A 17657-nucleotide genomic window follows, 5' to 3' on the forward strand; every position below is an offset into this window, starting at 1 on the left:
GGAGGGCAGCCCTGTCAATAGTTTGTACTTACATTCGGACCTGCTTGTGAAATGATGTCTTAACAAAGTATTGACAGCGGGCGCGGCAGGGACTTGGATCCCGTGCCATCGCAACAGTCGGTTTGCGGCATCATGATCCGGACTCCGTAAGGCTCCGGGACCACGGATCCTCGTGATCCCCTCCCCTTTCCCCCGCAGTAGCACAGTGAGGTGCCAGGAAAGATGGACCGCTCTTCTCACCCCCGCTCCCGCCGGTTCGCGCCCGTCGTCGCCGTGGCCGCAGCGGCGGCCCTGACCCTCGCCGGCTGCTCCAGCAGTTCCGGGGGCAAGAAGGCCGAGGAAGGCGCCGCGAACGCCTCCGCCGGCAAGGCGACCACGCCGCGCATGACCGTCGCCCTCGTCACCCACCAGGCTCCCGGCGACACCTTCTGGGACACCGTCCGCAAGGGTGCCGAGGCCGCCGCCGCCAAGGACAACATCAAGCTCATCTACTCCGCCGACCCGAACGCGGGCAACCAGGCCAACCTGGTCCAGACCGCGATCGACCAGAAGGTCGACGGCATCGCGGTCACCCTCGCCAAGCCGGACGCCATGAAGAGCGTCATAGGCAAGGCCGAGCAGGCCGGCATACCCGTCGTCGGCCTCAACTCCGGTCTGAGCGACTGGAAGAAGCTCAACCTGCTGGAGTTCTTCGGCCAGGACGAGTCCGTCGCGGGCGAGGCCTTCGGCAAGAAGCTCAACGAGGTCGGTGCGAAGCACGCCCTCTGCGTCATCCAGGAGCAGGGCAACGTGGGTCTCACCCAGCGCTGCGACGGCGTGAAGAAGACCTTCGACGGCAAGCTCGACGTCCAGAACGTCAACGGCGCGGACAAGCCGTCGGTGAAGTCGACGCTCACCGCCAAGCTGAAGCAGGACTCCTCCATCGACTACGTCGTCACGCTCGGAGCCCCGTTCGCGCTGACCGCGGTGCAGTCGGTGAGTGATGCCGGCAGCAAGGCGAAGGTCGCGACCTTCGACCTCAACAAGGAACTCATCAACGCCGTCAAGAGCGGCGACATCCAGTTCGCGGTGGACCAGCAGCCCTACCTGCAGGGTTACCTGGCCGTCGACGGTCTGTGGCTCTACAAGAACAACGGCAACTACAGCGGCGGCGGCGAGCAGCCCGTGCTGACCGGCCCGGCCTTCGTCGACAAGTCCAACGTCGACAAGATCGCCGAGTTCGCCGCGAAGGGTACCCGGTGATGAGCATGACCCAGCAGGCTGAGCCGGCGGTGACTTCACCGCCGGTCTCCGGCCCGGGCAAGGAGAAGGACGGGCGGACCCAACAGCGCTCCCTGGTGCTGAGACTGCTCGCTCGGCCCGAGGTGGGCGTCTTCCTCGGCGCCCTGGCCATCCTGGTCTTCTTCCTGATCATGGCGCCGACATTGCGCCAGGGTAGTTCGATGTCGACGGTCCTCTACCAGTCGTCGACCATCGGGATCATGGTCCTGCCCGTGGCGCTGCTGATGATCGGCGGCGAGTTCGACCTGTCCTCCGGCGTCGCGCCGGTCGCCTCGGCGCTGACGGCGAGCATGACCGCCTTCGAGCTGACCCTGAACGTCTGGGTCGGCGTGATCGCGGCCCTGGTGGTGTCGCTTGCGATCGGCTTCTTCAACGGCTGGCTGCTGGTGAAGACCGGGCTGCCGAGCTTCCTGGTCACCCTGGGCACGTTCATGGGTCTGCAGGGCGTGAACCTGGCGGTGACCAAGCTGGTCACCGGCAACGTCGCCACGGACGACATCAGCGACATGGACGGCTTCGACCAGGCCAAGGCCCTGTTCGCCTCGTCCTTCGACGTCGGCGGAGTCAACGTCAAGATCACTGTCTTGTGGTGGCTGGCTTTCGCGGCGCTGGCCACGTGGGTCCTGCTGCGCACCAAGTACGGCAACTGGATCTTCGCGGTCGGTGGCAACAAGGACAGCGCCCGCGCCGTCGGCGTCCCGGTGAACTTCACCAAGATCTCGCTGTTCGTGCTGGTCGGTTTCGGCGCCTGGTTCGTCGGCATGCACAACCTGTTCCAGTACAACACCGTGCAGTCCGGTGAGGGCGTGGGCAACGAGCTGATCTACATCGCCGCGGCGGTGGTCGGCGGCTGTCTGCTGACCGGCGGTTACGGCACGATCATCGGCCCGGTCTTCGGCGCGTTCATGTTCGGCCTGGTCCAGTTGGGCATCGTCTACGCCACCTGGAACCCCGACTGGTTCAAGACCTTCCTCGGCGTGATGCTCGTGGGCGCCACCCTCGTCAATCTGTGGGTCCGCAAGCAAGCGACCCGGAGGTGATCGGAATGACAAGCAACTCCACCGGCACCCACGGGGCCGTTCTGAAGGACACCCGGCCCGCGGACGAGCGGCCCGTGATCGAACTGAAGGCCGCCGGCAAGTCCTACGGCAACATCCGCGCCCTGCACGGCGTCGACCTCACCGTCCACCCCGGCAAGGTGACCTGCGTCCTCGGCGACAACGGCGCCGGCAAGTCCACCCTCATCAAGATCATCTCGGGGCTGCACCAGCACACCGAGGGCGAGTTCCTCGTCGACGGCGAACCGGTGCGCTTCTCCACCCCGCGCGAGGCCCTCGACAAGGGCATCGCCACCGTCTACCAGGACCTCGCGGTCGTCCCGCTGATGCCGGTGTGGCGGAACTTCTTCCTCGGCTCGGAGATGACCAAGGGCCCCTGGCCCGTGCGCCGTCTCGACATCGAGCGCATGAAGAAGACCGCGGACGAAGAGCTGCGCAACATGGGCATCGTCCTGGACGACCTGGAGCAGCCCATCGGCACGCTCTCCGGCGGCCAGCGCCAGTGCGTCGCCATCGCCCGCGCCGTCTACTTCGGCGCCCGCGTCCTCATCCTGGACGAGCCGACCGCCGCCCTCGGCGTCAAGCAGTCCGGCGTGGTGCTGAAGTACATCGCCGCCGCCCGTGAGAAGGGCCTCGGCGTCATCTTCATCACCCACAACCCCCACCACGCCTACATGGTCGGCGACCACTTCAGCGTCCTGCGCCTCGGCACCATGGAACTCTCCGCCGCCCGCAGCGACGTCTCCCTCGAAGAGCTGACCAACCACATGGCCGGCGGCGCCGAACTCGCCTCCCTCAAGCACGAGTTGGCGCAGGTCCGCGGCGTCGATGTCGAAGAGCTCCCCGAGGAGGGGGACCTCACCGCTCCCGTAGCCACGTCCTCGGAAGGAAAGTCCTGACATGGCCCTCGCGCTCGACCGCATCCGGGTCGGCTCCGCCCCCGACTCCTGGGGCGTCTGGTTCCCCGACGACCCCCAGCAGGTGCCCTGGGAACGCTTCCTCGACGAGGTCGCCGAGGCCGGCTACTCCTGGATCGAACTCGGCCCCTACGGCTACCTGCCCACCGACCCGGCCAAGCTCACCGACGAGGTGACCAAGCGCGACCTCAAGGTCTCCGCCGGCACGATCTTCTGCGGACTGCACCGCGGCCCCTCCGAGTGGGACTCCACCTGGGAGCAGGTCAGCCGGGTCGCCGCCCTCACCCAGGCCATGGACGCCAAGCACCTCGTCGTCATCCCGTCTTTCTGGCGCGACGACAAGACCGCCGAGATCCTGGAGCCCCCGGAGCTCACCACCGAGCAGTGGCGCAACCTCACCACCGGCATGGAGCGCCTCGGCCGCGAGGTGAAGGACCGGTACGGCCTGGACATCGTCGTCCACCCGCACGCCGACACCCACATCGACACCGAGGAGCACGTCGAGCAGTTCCTCGACTCGACCGACTCCGACCACGTCAACCTCTGCCTGGACACCGGGCACTACGCCTACTGCGGCGGCGACAGCGTCAAGCTCATCGAGACCTACGGCGAGCGCATCGGCTACCTGCACCTGAAGCAGGTCGACCCGGAGATCCTCGCCGACGTCGTCAAGAACGAGATCCCCTTCGGCCCGGCCGTCGCACGCGGTGTGATGTGCGAACCGCCCGCCGGTGTCCCCGAGCTGGGTCCCGTCCTCGCGGCCGCGCAGAAGCTCGGCGTGGACCTCTTCGCCATCGTCGAGCAGGACATGTACCCCTGCGAGCCGGACAAGCCGCTGCCGATCGCGGTGCGCACCCGCAAGTTCCTGAGGTCCTGCGGCGCCTGACGACCCGAAAGGACGGCCATGACCGAGCGCGCCACTCTGGGAGTCGCAGTCGTCGGTACGGGCAGGATGGGCGCCGACCATGTGCGCCGCCTCCACGAAGTCGTCAGCGGAGCGCGGGTCGTGGCCGTCGCCGACGTCGACGCGGAGCGCGCGAAGGCCGTCGCCGCCCGCGTCGACGGCTGCACCGCCCACACCGACCCGGCCGCCGCGCTGGCGGCCGACGGCGTCGACGCCGTCCTGATCGCCTCCCCGGGCCCGGCTCACGAGGCCACCCTGCTCGCGGCGTTCGAGCGCGATCTGCCCGTCCTGTGCGAGAAGCCGCTCACCCCCGACGCGGCCTCCGCCCTGCGCGTCCTCGAAGCCGAACTGCGCCTCGGCCACCGCCGGGTCCAGGTCGGCTTCATGCGCCGCTACGACCCCGAGTACGCGAAGCTGAAGGCCCTGCTGGCGACCGGCCAGCTGGGCCGTCCGCTGATGCTGCACAACCGGCACCGCAACGTGGCCAGTCCACCCTTCTTCACCAGCTCCATGCTCATCAGCGACTCCGTCGCCCACGAGGCCGACGCGACCCGCTGGCTGCTGGGCCACGAGATCACGGCCGTCACGGTGCTGCGCCCGACGCCGTCCGCCAACGCCCCCGACGGGCTGCGCGACCCGCAGTTCGTCGTCTTCGAGACGGACGGCGGCGCCCTCTCCGACGTGGAGATCTTCGTCAACTGCGGCTTCGGCTACCAGGTCCAGGCCGAGGTCGTCTGCGAACGCGGCACCGCCCGCATCGGCGACGGCCACGCCCTGGTCACCCACATGGCCGGCCGCTGGGGCGGCACCATCGCCCAGGACTGGACGGAACGCTTCGAGGCGGCCTACGACCGGGAGCTCCAGGCCTGGGTCGACGCCACCCGCCGCGGCGAGGTCACCGGCCCGAGCGTCTGGGACGGCTACGCCGCGTCGGCGGTGTGCGAGGCGGGCGTGCGGGCACTTCAGGACGGGGGCCGCGTAGAGGTGGCGTTGGTGGAGAAACCCGCCCTGTACCGGTGAGTCCCGCTTGAATCAAGCCCCGTCTCACGCCTCTTACGACTTTCCGCCCCGACTCCCGGTCGGGGCGGAAAGTCCGCAATCATCGTGGAGTGCGCCGCGCCAGGCGGGGCTTTACTCCATCACCAGTTCTTGCAGGCAGTTCCGAGGCTCTGCTGGTTGTCGACACGCTTGATCGACCCGCAGCTTCGGATTCCGACTCCCTTGGCGTATGTGGCATTGATCGTGAATTTGTGACTGCAGCTGCCTCCCGTGCTGCTGCCCCCGCAAATCATGGTGTACGTCTTGGTCGGCGAGGTGGTGGCGAAATAGGTGAACTGATACTGGGCGGGGCCCTGGGGTTCCGGGATCCCGTGGATAGTGACCGAGCTGACGTGCGTACCGCTGCCGAAAATCACCATTTCCACGTTGCCGCCGGTGACCGCCTCATCGGCACTTGCCGGTGCGGTTGCCATGGCCGTCATCGCGACTGCTGCGACCCCGGCGCCGATCAGTCTCCTGACCTTCACGTTGCTGCCTCCTTGTTCCCCCTGACGCCACTTCCTGTGGCGCGCTGGTCAGTTGGAGGCTATATGAAATGATCTGCTGGGCTTGCTGGTTCTCGTGAAGATTGCGGGTGCCTTTTCGAAGGGAGGTCCGCCAATTCTTCTCATTCGCCCCGGAGAGTTTGATCAAATTCCTGGAGTGTCGGCATTTCCTTCACACCCAGGATTCAAAGTGCGTATTCGGGGTTGATGCGGAGGGGCCGGCGGCTCCCTCTGCGGGCCTGCCCTTCAGGGCAGGCCCGGCTCGCTCATGCCTGCCGTACCTCCTCGATGGTCACCGGGCGGTGCTCGCGCAGCGACAGGGTGCACGCGTCGGCGATCCAGCCCGCTTCGAGGGCGTCCTCGATCGTGCAGGGGGAGGGGCGGGTGCCGGCCACGACCTCGGTGAACGCGGTCAGTTCGGCGCGGTAGGCCGCCGTGAAGCGGTCCATGAAGAAGTCGTGCGGGGTGCCCGCCGGGAAGGTCACACCCGGCTCGACCGAGCGCAGCGGCAGCTTGTCCTCCAGGCCGACGGCGATGGAGTCCTGGAAGCCGTGGATCTCCATGCGGACGTCGTAACCCCGGGCGTTGTGGCGGGAGTTGGAGACCACCGCGATCGTGCCGTCGTCGAGGGTGAGGATCGCGCCGGTGGTGTCGGCGTCGCCGGCCTCCTTGATGTACTCGGCGCCGCGGTTGCCGCCCACGGCGTACACCTCCCTCACCTCGCGCCCGGTCACCCAGCGGATGATGTCGAAGTCGTGCACGGAGCAGTCGCGGAAGATGCCGCCGGAGGCGGCGATGTAGGCGGCCGGCGGCGGCGCCGGGTCCAGCGTGGTGGAGCGGACCGTGTGCAGCGCGCCGAGCTCGCCGCTCTGCACGGCCGCGCGGGCGTTGACGAAACCCGTGTCGAAACGGCGGTTGTAGCCGATCTGGATCGGCACACCCTTGCCCTGGACGGCCTTGAGCACCTCGACGCCCTCGGCCATGGTCTTGGCGACGGGCTTCTCGCAGAAGACCGGAACACCGGCCTCGACACCGGCGAGGATCAGCGCGGGGTGGGCGTCCGTGGCGGCGGCGACGACGATCCCGTCGACACCGGCGGCCAGCAGCGCCTCCGGCGAGTCCACGACATCGGCCCCGAACCGCTCGGCGGCGGCCTTGGCGGCATCCGCGAAGGGGTCGGTGACGACGAGCGACTCGACGGCGTCGAGCCCGGACAGGGTCTCGGCGTGGAAGGCGCCGATGCGGCCGAGGCCGAGGATTCCGATACGCATGGGGGTGTTGCTCCTAGAGAGAGGGGAGGGGTTCTTTACGGGAAGTCTCAGTCGAGTCCGCCGAGCACGTTCTGGTCCCAGTCGATGACCGACCCGGTGACCACCCCGGACCGGTCCGACAGCAGGAAGACCACGAAGTCGGCGATCTCGTCCGGCTGGCCCAGCTTGCCCATGGGCAGTTTCGCGGCGGCTTCCTCGCGCCAGTCGTCCCCGGCCCCGTGGAACGCCTTCTGCGTGGCGTCCTCGCCCTCGGTCGCGGTCCAGCCGATGTTCAGCCCGTTGATCCGCACCCGGTCCCACCGGTGCGCGTGCGCCGCGTTCCGGGTCAGCCCGATCAGCCCCGCCTTGGCGGCGACGTACGGCGCCAGGAACGGCTGGCCCCCGTGCGCCGACGACGTGATGATGTTGACGACCGTGCCGGGCGCCTTGCGCGCCACCATGTCCGCGACCGCGGCCTGCATCGCGAAGAACGGCGCCTTGAGGTTGATCGCGATGTGCTGGTCGAACAGCTCGGGCGTGGTGTCCAGCAGCGTCCCCCGGGACGTCAGCCCCGCCGAGTTCACCAGGCAGTCGATCCGGCCGAGCGCGTCGACGACCTCGGCGACGGACGCCTTCGCCTGCCCGGCGTCCGCGAGGTCGGCGCGGACGAACATCGCCTTGCCCCCGGCGGCGGTCAGCTCGGCCACCAGCGCCTCACCGGGTTCCGGCCGCCGCCCGGTGACGGCCACGACCGCCCCCTCACGGACCGCGGCCCGCGCGATGGCCGCGCCGACGCCCTGACTGCCGCCGTTGACCAGGACGACCTTGTCGTGGAGAAGTTCCATGGAGTTCCTCAGCTCTCTCGCCGCTCGGCACCGGCCCGCAGCTCCGCCCGGAGCGCCTCCGGCGTCCACTCCTCGCGCAGCGCCCGCCGCAGCAGATCCGCCTGCGAGGGCGGGGCCAGGCCGTCGACCGGCGGGTCGCTGTCGAGGTTGGTCGGGAAGGGGTAGCCCTCGGCGCTCGCCGCGATCACGCGGTCCAGCCACGCCTGGTCGGCACCCTCGGCCCGGCGCTTGAGCAGCACCGGGTAGACGGCGCCCGCCACGGCCTCCCGGTCCACCGTCTCCATCGCGCGCCCGAACGCCGACGACACCTGGAGCAGATTGGCCATGCGCCGGATGTCCGCCGAGCGGTTGGTGCCGGCGGCGTGGAACAGCGCCGGGTTGAAGAAGACCGCGTCGCCCTTCGCGAGCGGCAGTTGCACGTGGCGCGCCTCGAAGTACGCCCGGAACTCCGGGAGCCGCCAGGCGAGATAGCCCGGCTCGTACTTCTGCGAGTGCGGCAGGTACATCGTCGGCCCGGACTCCACCGGCATGTCGCAGTGCGCGACCGCGCCCTGGAGGGTCAGCACCGGGGAGAGGCGGTGCACGTGCGCGGGATAGGCGGCGGCCGCCTCGTTGGACAGGAAGCCCAGGTGGTAGTCGCGGTGCGCGGTCTGGGCGGCGCCGCCCGGGTTGACCACGTTGAGCTGGGAGGTGACCTGGTAGCCGGGGCCCAGCCAGGCCGTGCAGACCAGCGCGAGCACCTCGTTGGCGTAGTAGTCGGCGAACGCCTCCGCGTCGTAGAGGGCCGCCTTCTCCAGCGCGTTCCACACCCGGTCGTTGGCGCCCGGCGCGGCGAAGTGGTCGCCGGCCGTCGCGCCCGAGGCGCGCTGCTCGGCGATCAGGGCCTCGAACACGGCGGTGGCCCGGTCCACGACCTCCGGGTCGGGAAAGGCGCCGCGAAAGACGACGATGCCCGGCCCGTCGGCGAGCGCCCGCACCAGCTCGGCCTGGACCAGGCGGTCGCCTTCGAGCAGGCCGGCGTCGTAGACCGGCACATTCCGCTCCACGGCGGAGGCGTGCGGATAGTCGGCGGGGTCCGTCGCCTGCTCGACCAGCGCGCGGAACGCGTCGAGATCGCAGTCGTGCTCGGACAGCCAGGCGCGGCGGGATAGGGAAGTGATGGACATCGTCGTCCCTTCGGGGGTCACGGACCGACGCAGCCCTGTCATTCTTGTCAGTACAAACCCCTCGAACAACCAGCAGCGAGCCATCAAAAACCCCTCAAGGAGGCGAGGCGTGGGCCACCCCTTCCCGATCCGGGAGATCGCACGTCAGGCGGGTCTGAGCGAGGCCACCGTGGACCGGGTCCTGAACGGCAGGGGCGGCGTGCGCGAGAGCACCGCGCGGGAGGTCCACCAGGCCATCGCGGACCTCGACCGGCAGCGCACCCAGGTCCGGCTCGTGGGCCGGACCTTCATGGTCGACATCGTGATGCAGGCGCCGGAACGCTTCACGACGGCGATCCGGGCCGCCCTGGAGGCGGAGCTGCCGGCGCTGCACCCGGCGGTGCTGCGCTCCCGCTTCCACTTCCGCGAGACCGGCCCGGTCGGCGAGCTGGTGCGGACCCTGGACCGGATCGCCCGGCGCGGCTCGCAGGGCGTGATCCTCAAGGCGCCGGACGTCCCCGAGGTCACCGCCGCCGTCGGCCGGCTCGCCACCGCCGGCATCCCGGTCGTGACGCTGGTGACGGACCTGCCCGCCAGCGCGCGCCTCGCCTACGTCGGCATCGACGACCGGGCGGCGGGCGCGACGGCCGCGTACCTCATGGGGCAGTGGCTGGGGGAGCGGCCGGGCAACATCCTCACGAGCCTCAGCAGCGGCTTCTTCCGCAACGAGGAGGAGCGCGAGATGGGCTTCCGCAGCGCCATGCGCGCCCGGCACCCCGAGCGCACGCTGGTCGAGATCGCCGAGGGGCAGGGCCTGGACGCCACCCAGTACGACCTCGTCCGGGCCGCGCTGGAACGCGACCCGGACATCCGTGCCGTGTACTCGATCGGCGGCGGCAACATCGCCACGCTGCGGGCCTTCGACGACCTCGGCCGCGAGTGCGCGGTGTTCGTCGCGCACGACCTCGACCACGACAACACCCGGCTGCTGCGTGAGCACCGCCTGTCCGCCGTGCTCCACCACGACCTCCGCCAGGACGTGCGCGAGGCGTGCCACACCGTCATGCGCGCCCACGGCGCCCTGCCCCCGGCGGGGCCGACCCTGCCGTCGGCGATCCAGGTGGTGACGCCGTACAACATGCCGCCGCAGGCGACGGCCGTGTGACCGTCGCCCGCGGTGGCAGGGCATCAGTGGGACAGCGCGGGGCGTCCGGCGCTGCGGTACGCCGACACTCCGACGGCCAGCAGCCAGTAGCTGAGGAGGGCGCCCATCGAGGCCGTCGAGCCCCAGCCGTTCGCCGCGTAGAAGTCGGCGGGGTCGTTGCCGAAGAACAGCGACGGCACGAAGGCCAGGTTGACCACCGCGAGGACGTACGCCGACCGGCCGGTCCAGCGCGGCAGCAGCTTCGCCCGGGCGAGGACCAGGCCCACCGCGGCCAGGAAGAGGGCCAGCATCAGCCGGGAGATCGACCCGTAGAGGATGTACGTGCCGCTGACCTCGATGGTCGGATCGATCGCGCGGTCGCTGGCGATGACCTCACCGGCCTCCAGGCCGCTGGAGACCAGGACGACCGTCGCGTAGACCAGTCCGGTGGCGAAGGCCAGGGAACCGGCCCAGTCGTAGGCGGGACTGACCCGCCTGACCAGTTCGCGGAAGGCCGTCACGAACACCACCAGGGACGCCAACGCGACGATCTGGATCAGCAGCCGGGACAGGACGTTGGAGTCCGGCGGCGGCCCCGAGTAGACGAAGTACAGGGGCACTCCGATGATCAGGGCGACCGCGGCGGTGATGCCCGCGAGGCCGGTCAGGCGCCGGAAGAAGGGTTCGGACATGGGGTCCCCCGAGAGGTCGGTGCGGCAGGTTCCGGCGGATGCGCCGGTACCGAGAAGCCTGCCGTGTCCGGGGTTCGCCGTCCCTGGGCCTGGGAGCCGGATCCATGGTGGCCCTGGGGACACCCTCCGGGCGGTGCCTACGCGGTCTCCCGGGTGCCTACACCGTCTCCCAGGTGCCGCTCGCGACCGACCGGCTCATCGCGTCCAGCGCGGCGGCGCTCCGCACGGCGTCCGTGAGCGTCGCCCCGTGCGGGGTGCCCTCGGCGACGGAACGCAGGAAGCGGTACGCCTCGATGACCTTCAGGTCGTCGTACCCCATGGCGTTCGCCGCGCCCGGCTGGAACGCGGCGAACTCGCCGTGCCCCGGGCCGACGTACACCGTGCTGACGGACTGGTCCTGGTACGTCGTGCCGCGGCTGATCCCCAGCTCGTTCATGCGCCGGAAGTCCCAGAAGACCGCCCCCTTGGTGCCGTGCACCTCGAAGCCGTAGTTGTTCTGCTCGCCGACCGAGACCCGGCAGGCCTCCAGCACCCCGCGCGCCCCGGAGGCGAAGCGCAGCAGGCAGCTGACGTAGTCCTCGTTCTCGACGGGGCCGAGTTCGCCGCCCGAGGCGCGGCTGTGGCCCGCCGTCGCGCCGGTCGGGCGGGCCCGCTCCGGGAGGAAGATCGCCGTGTCGGCGGTGAGGGACGTGATGTCGCCGAGCAGGAACCGGGCCAGGTCCGCGCCGTGCGAGGCCAGGTCGCCCAGCACCCCGCTGCCCCCGCGCTCCCGCTCGTACCGCCACGTCAGCGCGCCCTCGGGATGGGCGGCGTAGTCGCTGAACAGCCGGACGCGGACGTGCGTGACCGTGCCGATCTCCCCGGATGCGATCAGCTCGCGGGCCGCCTCCACGGCCGGCGCGTTGCGGTAGTTGAAGCCGACCGTGCCCTGCACGCCCGCACCGGCCACCGCGTCCGCCACCGCGCGGGCGTCCTCGGCGGTCAGTCCCACCGGCTTCTCGATCCAGATGTGCTTGCCCGCCTCGGCCATGGCGACGCCGATCTCGCGGTGCAGGAAGTTCGGCGCGGTGATGCTGACCGCCCTCACGCGCGGGTCGGCGGCCACCTCGCGCCAGTCGCGGGTCGTCGAGGCGAAGCCGAACTGCGCGGCGGCCTCCTCCGCCCGGCCCGGCACCTCCTCGGCGACCGCCACCAGCTCCGGAACGAGGGGCAGCCGCGGGAAGTGGTGCCGCACGCGTGCGTACGCCTGGGTGTGCACCCGCCCCATCCAGCCGAAACCGACGACGGCGACGCCGAGCGTGTCCACCATGAGAGCCCCTCTTTGGACCGTTCCAGAACCTGTCCAGGCCACCCTGGGACGTGGTTTCCGCTGGTGTCAACCCTTTGACAAGCCGGCGCCCTCCGTGGAACGGTCCATGCCATGAGACCACCGACCATCCGAGACGTCGCCGAACGGGCCGGCGTCTCCAAGTCACTGGTCTCGCTGGTGCTGCGCGGCTCCGACCAGGTGCGCCCCGAGAAGCGGGACGCCGTGCTCCGGGCCGCCCGGGAACTCGGCTACCGGCCCAACGCCGCCGCGCGCTCCCTCAGCGAACAGCGCACCCGCACGGTGGGCGTCCTGCTGAACGACCTGCGCAACCCCTGGTTCGTCGACCTCCTCGACGGCCTGAACTCCCTCCTGCACGAGCGCGGCCTGCACATGCTGCTGGCCGACGCCCGCCTCAACCGCCGCACCGGCCAGGACCCCGCCGACCCGCTGCTGGACCTGCGCGTCGACGGCCTGGTCGTGGTCGGCACCCTGCCCGATCCGGCGGCCCTCGGCGCGGCCGCCGAGCGCGTGCCGGTCGTCCTGGCCGGTGCTCGCGAGCCGGTGCCGCCCGGGGTGGACCAGGTCGCGGGCGACGACGAGCGGGGCGCCCGGCTGGTCACCGAGCACCTCATCGGCCTCGGCCACCGCCGCATCGCCCACCTGGCCGGCTTCGGAGCCGTGGGCGAGCTGCGCCGCCGCAGCTTCGAGGCGACGATGCGGGCGCACGGCCTGGCGGACCGGGCCGTCGTCGAGAACGGCGACATGACCGAGGAGGGCGGCTACCGCGCCACGGTCCGCCTCCTGAGCCGGCCCGACCGCCCCACCGCCGTCTTCGCCGTCAACGACATCACCTGCGTCGGCGCCCTCTCGGCGGCGGAGGAACTCGGCCTGCGCGTCCCGCACGACGTGTCCGTCGTCGGCTACGACAACACGAGCGTCTCCCGGCTGCGCCACCTGTGGCTCACCACCGTCGACAACGCCGGCCACGAGGTCGGCCGCCGAGCCGCCCGCTTCCTCCTCGACCGCTTCGAACGACCCGGGGGCGAGGGACGGCTCCACCTGGCCACGCCGACGCTGGAGATCCGGGGGACGACGGCGCCACCGGCCTGATCCGGCGGCCAGTTGGCCGCTGTACGGGGCTCGCGCGCCGGGCGCGAACTGATCGCGCGCACTGACCGGGGGAGCGGGGCGGAAGGCGGTCCGTGTCCGTCTCAACCCCTATGCCCTGGTCGGGAGTTCCCGCCGACTCGCGTATTGTTTGCGGCATATGCCCGGCAGTTGGGAATTCCGGGGCATACGAGCGCGCGGCGAAGGGGGAGCAGCAGGTGGACGAGACGCGGCACCGACCCGTCAGGCGAGCCGGACCGACCGGAGGAGCCGTCCCGGCACTCCTGGCCGTCGTGGCCTGCGCCGGACACGCGACCAAGGCGGAACTGCCCTGGTGGGCCGTCCTCGCCGTCGCCGTCTCGACGGTGGGCCTCGCCGGCTGGACCGGCGCCCGGATCGGCCGCCGGCGAGGACCCATGGACGAACCCTTCGAGCCGGGCGAGCAGATCCTCGGCACGTGCGCGCTGCGCGCCTCACACCCCGAACACATGCCTCCCCCAGGACCGCGAGGCTGAGCCCCGCTCCGCACATGCGGTAGGGTTGACCTGCGCGATCCCGCGGTTCACACCGCGGGACGCGGCGGGACGTGGCGCAGCTTGGTAGCGCACTTGACTGGGGGTCAAGGGGTCGCAGGTTCAAATCCTGTCGTCCCGACTGGAGACAGTCGCACATCGGGCTCGGTAGCGAGGCGCCCGGATCCGTCAGGCCGACGGACCCGGGCGCCTCCTCGTCATCGCACCTTCCTCGCGTACGGCGCGACCGTGATCCGGTCGATCAGAGGCGCGTAGCGGGAGCGGAGCAGCACCCCGGGGAAGGTTTCCGAGGCGTAGGTCGTGCCGTCGAAGTTCGGCAGTTCCTCGGAGCGGAAACTGAGCGTGTTCTCTCCCTTCTTGAGCTCGACCGGGACGGTCAGCTCCCAGAAGTTGTTCTGGTGGAAGGTGTGCGGGAAGCCGACGCGCCGCGGCTCGCCGCCGTTGACGGTGAGGTCGGCGTGCCGGGCCAGCGGGTCCGGGTTGTAGTGGGTGGCCGGTGACTGTTCGGGGTTGGAGTAGCGGATCCGCAGCGCGTACAGGCCCGCCTTGTCCGCGGCGACGGTGAACGTGGCCGTGTTGCCGTTGCCCGGCTCACCGCCGATGCCGGTGATCGCGGTGCCGTCCGTGGCCAGCGACAGCGGGCTGAGTTCGGCCGAACCGGCGAGGGTGGCGTCCTGCGCCTCGTACGTACGCGTCGTGAGGGCGCCCTCGGTCGGGGTGACCGTCAGGCGGTCGACGAGGGTGGTCGACGAACCCCCGGTCACCGTCACCTTGTTCACACCGCCGGACAGGGAGACCGCGACGCTGTTCCCGCCCTTGTCCAGGCGCAGCACACTCCGGCCGTTGACGGAGACGCGGGCGTCCGTGCCGCCGAGGGTGTCGATCCTGAGGGTGGCTTCGCGGTCGGCGGGGGAGTAGACCCAGAAGGTGGCGGTCTGGCCCTTCTTGAGCCGGGCCGCGCCCGATCCCGTGTCCGCCCGCTTCGGCAGGTCGTAGACGGGCCGTGCCCCGCCGCCCAGCCAGGCAAGTTCACCCTCGTACACCTGGGTGCTCGAGGAAGCCTCGGGGAGGGAGAGCGTGAGGCGGTCGACGATGGCGTCGCCCTTGGTGACGCCCTTGCCGTCGGCGCTCTTCGCGGCGAGCGTCAGGGTGTGCTTGCCCTTGGTGAGCTTCACCTTGGTGTCGGTGTGGTCCCAGACCACCCACTTGTAGCCGAGGGGCAGGTACAGCTCCCGCTCGCTGTCCGCCTTGCCGTCCACGCGCAGGAAGACGTTGGTGGGGCCCTGCTCCTTCACCTTGTCGAAGGTGTTGAGGGAGTTGGCGAAGACGCTCAGGTCGTAGGTGCCGTCCTCGGGCACGTCCACGGTGAAGTCGAGGGTGACGTCCGAACCGGTGCGCAGGCCGCCCACGTCGTAGCCGCCGGAGGTGTAGAACTTCGACACGTCACGCGGCGAGCCCTCGGGGCCGTTCTTCGACCAGCCGGACCCGGTGTGGGCGGCGTCCTCCGCCTCGTAGGAGCCCTGCCAGCGCACGGGAGGGGACTGGGTGCCCTTCGCCTTCCCGGCCGGACTGAGGACGATCTCGTACGCCGAGGACTCCTTGAGCGCCGGCAGCGTGCTGTCGCCGAAGTCGAGGGAGACCGTGCCGTCGCTCGCGACGTCCACGTTCCGCTCGGCCAGCAGCTTCGGGCCGGAGGAATCGCCCACCTGCCCGGTCCACTCGATCTCCCGCACCCAGGCGTGCACGCTCTTCCCGAAGAGCTTCTGCGGAACGCCCGCGAAGGTGATGTGGCCCTTGCCGGTGGAGCCGCCGAAGATCAGCCGTGCCTGCTTCTTCTTCACGTCGAGGGTGGCGACGCCCTGCATGGTGTAGTTCTCGCCGGGGAACGGCGGGTTCACCGCCACCGTGTGCCCGCTCATCGAGGCGTACGAGTGCAGCAGCCACCATTGGCCGTTGCCGCGGTTCGACTGCACGGCGGAGTCGGAGAGGTTGCCGTCGATGTTCCAGTACGCGATGTCGGCGTCCACCTTGGACTCCTCGATCGCGGACACCCACTGGATCATCTGGCCGGGGACCGAGGTGTGGTAGTTGAAGGCGTACTCGTTGATGTTGACGGGGAGTTGGCTGCCCTCACGGTCGGTGCCCTCGAACAACTCCTTCTCCCACGCCCGGTACTTGGCGACGCTCGCGCGTACCGCCTCGGGGTGGCTCAGTTCGTGCCAGGTGATCACCTCGGGGACGGTGCCGGCGGCCAGGGTGTGCGCGAGGAAGCCCTTCACCTGGTCGTAGAGGACGCTGGTGTTGGGGCCGGCGATGCGCGCGTCGGGCATCTTGCCCTTGATGAGCTTGTACGCGCTGTCCCAGGCGGCGAAGAAGTCGTCGGGGTCGTTGAGCCAGCTGACCTTGTTGTAGCTCCACTGACCGGTGCCGAACATGTTGCCCTCGGGCTCGTTGAACGGCACGAAGACGATGTTGTCCTGGTACCGCTCCGGCAGCCGCAGGACCTGGTCCACCTGCCCCGCGATCTTCTCCTCGTAGAGCTTGAGCTTCTCCGCGGGGGAGTCGCCCGGCCACTCGTACGGGAACCCGCGGTGGATGTCGGTCATGTAGATGTAGACGTCCCCGTCGGTGGAGTCGGCCAGCGGCTTCACCACCTCCAGCGCGTCGGCACCGGGGTGTTGCGGGCCGTCCTGCGCCTTGGTGGAGACCGTGCGCAGGCCCATGCCCTCGATGAGGTTGTTGCTGGGGACGTCCGGTCCGTACACGCCGTAGAGCGTGCCGGAGGCACCGCCGTGGAACGCGCCGGTGTCCGAGCCCAGGTCGACGGTGAGCTGCCCCTCGCGGACCACGGTGACCGTCGCCTCGACGTCACGTCCGGCTGCCGTGCCCGACACCGTGAAGGAACCCGGCCGGGCGTACTGGTCGGCCGGTACGGCGTCCCAGGTGATCGGCAGATCGCGGGCGTAGCCGTCGGAGAAGGAGGCGCGGACGGCGCTGGGGAGGGACGGAGCGGTGCCGGTGGTCGTACGGACCTCGAAGGACGTCTTCGAGAGATCCAGGACCGTCGGCACGGCCCCGACCGTAGCGGCCACCTGCTCGGCGCTCAGCGCCGCGTGCCACACCGTGAAGTCGTCGATCGCGCCCTTGAGCAGCGGATCCGGCCAGAAGGACTTGCCTATGTAGCCGGCGGCCGTGGCCGAGGCGTCCAGCAGTTCCCTGGCCTTGATGGGTGTCGCGGCGGAGGAGACCGCCACGCCGTCGAGGTAGGTGGTGAGCCGGCCGGCGGCGGTGTCGAGGGTGACGGTGACCGTCCGCCACTCGTTCGCGGGGAGCGCCGCGTAGCCGCGCACCTGGGCCTCCGCGCCCCCTCCGCCGGTGGTCACGGAGGTCTGGAACAGCCCGTTGCCGTTGTAGGGGGTGCTGAAGAGGTACTTGGTGGTGTTGGTGCCCAGGTCGAAGATCCGCTGCCAGGACGACGGGTCGCCGCTCCACTTCACGCGGGCGGACACGGTCAGGTCGGTCGCGTCGCCGACCACTTCGCGGGGCAGGCGGACGTACGCGCCGTCGGAGGTGGGCGCCCCGCCGGGCAGGGCGAGCGCCTTGCCGCCGTTCGGGCCCTCGACGGACCGGGCGGTGGCGCCGTTCACCAGGCTCGCGGTCAGACCGTTGCCGGACGAGTCGGTGATCTTCCCGGTCGCGAGGTCGTCCTCGTCGAAGGTGTAGCGGGCCGTGGGCCGGGGCGTGTCGGCCGCCTGTGCGGGGACGGCCGGCGCGACCAGTACGCCGGCGCCGAGCGCCAGGGCCACGGCGGCCGGGGCCCGGCGCCGGGCGGATCTGTCAGCGGATGGCATGGATCGCGTCCTCAATCCTTGAGTAACGGGTCCCGGTCGGCCCGCCTCGGCCGGATGCTCGTGCGCGTGCCGGCACC

Annotated in this window: 15 protein-coding genes and 1 tRNA gene; 9 read left to right on the forward strand and 7 right to left on the reverse strand. The window is 70.3% G+C overall.

The genetic code is table 11. The features are described 5' to 3' along the window. Positions 1 to 222: 222 nt before the first annotated feature. From ABZ386_RS11750 to ABZ386_RS11770, 5 genes are read left to right on the forward strand one after another with little or no spacing between them, the layout of a single operon-like run. A complete protein-coding gene (locus tag ABZ386_RS11750; protein ID WP_358964657.1) occupies positions 223 to 1242 on the forward strand; it encodes a sugar ABC transporter substrate-binding protein in 1020 nt (339 codons plus the stop codon). After that, positions 1242 to 2321, forward strand: coding sequence for an ABC transporter permease (locus ABZ386_RS11755; RefSeq protein WP_351333550.1), 1080 nt, complete (start codon positions 1242 to 1244; stop codon positions 2319 to 2321). Before ABZ386_RS11750 ends, ABZ386_RS11755 begins: the two co-directional genes overlap by 1 nt. A 5-nt stretch (positions 2322 to 2326) precedes the next feature. Then, entirely contained in the window at positions 2327 to 3238 is a 912-nt protein-coding gene (locus tag ABZ386_RS11760) for an ATP-binding cassette domain-containing protein (RefSeq protein WP_356501830.1), read from the forward strand. Between the two features lies 1 nt (position 3239). Then, positions 3240 to 4142, forward strand: coding sequence for a sugar phosphate isomerase/epimerase (locus ABZ386_RS11765; RefSeq protein WP_351333545.1), 903 nt, complete (start codon positions 3240 to 3242; stop codon positions 4140 to 4142). Between the two features lie 18 nt (positions 4143 to 4160). Beyond that, complete coding sequence (locus ABZ386_RS11770) at positions 4161 to 5180, forward strand: Gfo/Idh/MocA family oxidoreductase (protein ID WP_358964658.1); 1020 nt, start codon at positions 4161 to 4163, stop codon at positions 5178 to 5180. Between the two features lie 119 nt (positions 5181 to 5299). Here ABZ386_RS11770 and ABZ386_RS11775 read toward each other — a convergent pair whose 3' ends face one another. The 4 genes from ABZ386_RS11775 to ABZ386_RS11790 all read right to left on the reverse strand — a co-directional run bounded on the left by ABZ386_RS11775 (position 5300) and on the right by ABZ386_RS11790 (position 8965). Next, positions 5300 to 5686, reverse strand: coding sequence for a hypothetical protein (locus ABZ386_RS11775; RefSeq protein WP_358964659.1), 387 nt, complete (start codon positions 5684 to 5686; stop codon positions 5300 to 5302). Positions 5687 to 5970: 284 nt separating this feature from the next. Beyond that, positions 5971 to 6975, reverse strand: coding sequence for a Gfo/Idh/MocA family oxidoreductase (locus ABZ386_RS11780; RefSeq protein WP_351333537.1), 1005 nt, complete (start codon positions 6973 to 6975; stop codon positions 5971 to 5973). 47 nt (positions 6976 to 7022) lie between these two features. After that, positions 7023 to 7799, reverse strand: coding sequence for an SDR family oxidoreductase (locus tag ABZ386_RS11785; RefSeq protein WP_358964660.1), 777 nt, complete (start codon positions 7797 to 7799; stop codon positions 7023 to 7025). 8 nt (positions 7800 to 7807) lie between these two features. Continuing rightward, positions 7808 to 8965, reverse strand: a complete 1158-nt coding sequence (locus tag ABZ386_RS11790; RefSeq protein WP_355726709.1) for a phytanoyl-CoA dioxygenase family protein — start codon at positions 8963 to 8965, stop codon at positions 7808 to 7810. A 109-nt stretch (positions 8966 to 9074) separates the two neighbouring features. On the opposite strand from ABZ386_RS11790, the gene ABZ386_RS11795 reads away from it, so the two are divergent. Next, the gene (locus ABZ386_RS11795; protein WP_351333528.1) at positions 9075 to 10109 is read left to right on the forward strand and encodes a LacI family DNA-binding transcriptional regulator; all 1035 of its coding nucleotides are present in this window, start codon (positions 9075 to 9077) and stop codon (positions 10107 to 10109) included. A 23-nt stretch (positions 10110 to 10132) separates the two neighbouring features. Here ABZ386_RS11795 and ABZ386_RS11800 read toward each other — a convergent pair whose 3' ends face one another. Then, on the reverse strand, positions 10133 to 10780 hold the full coding sequence (locus ABZ386_RS11800) for a hypothetical protein (RefSeq protein WP_358964661.1): 648 nt from the start codon (positions 10778 to 10780) through the stop codon (positions 10133 to 10135). A gap of 157 nt (positions 10781 to 10937) precedes the next feature. Beyond that, positions 10938 to 12089, reverse strand: a complete 1152-nt coding sequence (locus ABZ386_RS11805; protein WP_358964662.1) for a Gfo/Idh/MocA family oxidoreductase — start codon at positions 12087 to 12089, stop codon at positions 10938 to 10940. A 111-nt stretch (positions 12090 to 12200) separates the two neighbouring features. On the opposite strand from ABZ386_RS11805, the gene ABZ386_RS11810 reads away from it, so the two are divergent. The 3 genes from ABZ386_RS11810 to ABZ386_RS11820 all read left to right on the forward strand — a co-directional run bounded on the left by ABZ386_RS11810 (position 12201) and on the right by ABZ386_RS11820 (position 13850). Beyond that, the gene (locus ABZ386_RS11810) at positions 12201 to 13199 is read left to right on the forward strand and encodes a LacI family DNA-binding transcriptional regulator (RefSeq protein ID WP_351333520.1); all 999 of its coding nucleotides are present in this window, start codon (positions 12201 to 12203) and stop codon (positions 13197 to 13199) included. A gap of 215 nt (positions 13200 to 13414) precedes the next feature. Continuing rightward, positions 13415 to 13711: a hypothetical protein gene (locus ABZ386_RS11815; RefSeq protein ID WP_351333517.1), complete on the forward strand. Its 297-nt coding sequence runs from the start codon at positions 13415 to 13417 to the stop codon at positions 13709 to 13711. A gap of 65 nt (positions 13712 to 13776) precedes the next feature. After that, positions 13777 to 13850, forward strand: a tRNA-Pro gene (locus ABZ386_RS11820). A 76-nt stretch (positions 13851 to 13926) separates the two neighbouring features. Here the strand turns inward: ABZ386_RS11820 and ABZ386_RS11825 are convergent. Further along, positions 13927 to 17580: a LamG-like jellyroll fold domain-containing protein gene (locus ABZ386_RS11825; protein ID WP_358964663.1), complete on the reverse strand. Its 3654-nt coding sequence runs from the start codon at positions 17578 to 17580 to the stop codon at positions 13927 to 13929. Between the last annotated feature and the right edge of the window lie 77 nt (positions 17581 to 17657).

The sequence above is a fragment of the Streptomyces sp. NPDC006140 genome, assembly GCF_040628815.1.
Classification (GTDB): domain Bacteria; phylum Actinomycetota; class Actinomycetes; order Streptomycetales; family Streptomycetaceae; genus Streptomyces.

Bases quoted from the DNA above. Each gene is read 5' to 3' on its own strand.
- ABZ386_RS11750 (WP_358964657.1), top strand. From the start codon at position 223: ATGGACCGCTCTTCTCACCCCCGCTCCCGCCGGTTCGCGCCCGTCGTC.
- ABZ386_RS11755 (WP_351333550.1), top strand. From the start codon at position 1,242: ATGAGCATGACCCAGCAGGCTGAGCCGGCGGTGACTTCACCGCCGGTC.
- ABZ386_RS11760 (WP_356501830.1), top strand. From the start codon at position 2,327: ATGACAAGCAACTCCACCGGCACCCACGGGGCCGTTCTGAAGGACACC.
- ABZ386_RS11765 (WP_351333545.1), top strand. From the start codon at position 3,240: ATGGCCCTCGCGCTCGACCGCATCCGGGTCGGCTCCGCCCCCGACTCC.
- ABZ386_RS11770 (WP_358964658.1), top strand. From the start codon at position 4,161: ATGACCGAGCGCGCCACTCTGGGAGTCGCAGTCGTCGGTACGGGCAGG.
- ABZ386_RS11780 (WP_351333537.1), bottom strand. From the start codon at position 6,975: ATGCGTATCGGAATCCTCGGCCTCGGCCGCATCGGCGCCTTCCACGCC.
- ABZ386_RS11785 (WP_358964660.1), bottom strand. From the start codon at position 7,799: ATGGAACTTCTCCACGACAAGGTCGTCCTGGTCAACGGCGGCAGTCAG.
- ABZ386_RS11790 (WP_355726709.1), bottom strand. From the start codon at position 8,965: ATGTCCATCACTTCCCTATCCCGCCGCGCCTGGCTGTCCGAGCACGAC.
- ABZ386_RS11800 (WP_358964661.1), bottom strand. From the start codon at position 10,780: ATGTCCGAACCCTTCTTCCGGCGCCTGACCGGCCTCGCGGGCATCACC.
- ABZ386_RS11805 (WP_358964662.1), bottom strand. From the start codon at position 12,089: ATGGTGGACACGCTCGGCGTCGCCGTCGTCGGTTTCGGCTGGATGGGG.
- ABZ386_RS11810 (WP_351333520.1), top strand. From the start codon at position 12,201: ATGAGACCACCGACCATCCGAGACGTCGCCGAACGGGCCGGCGTCTCC.
- ABZ386_RS11825 (WP_358964663.1), bottom strand. From the start codon at position 17,580: ATGCCATCCGCTGACAGATCCGCCCGGCGCCGGGCCCCGGCCGCCGTG.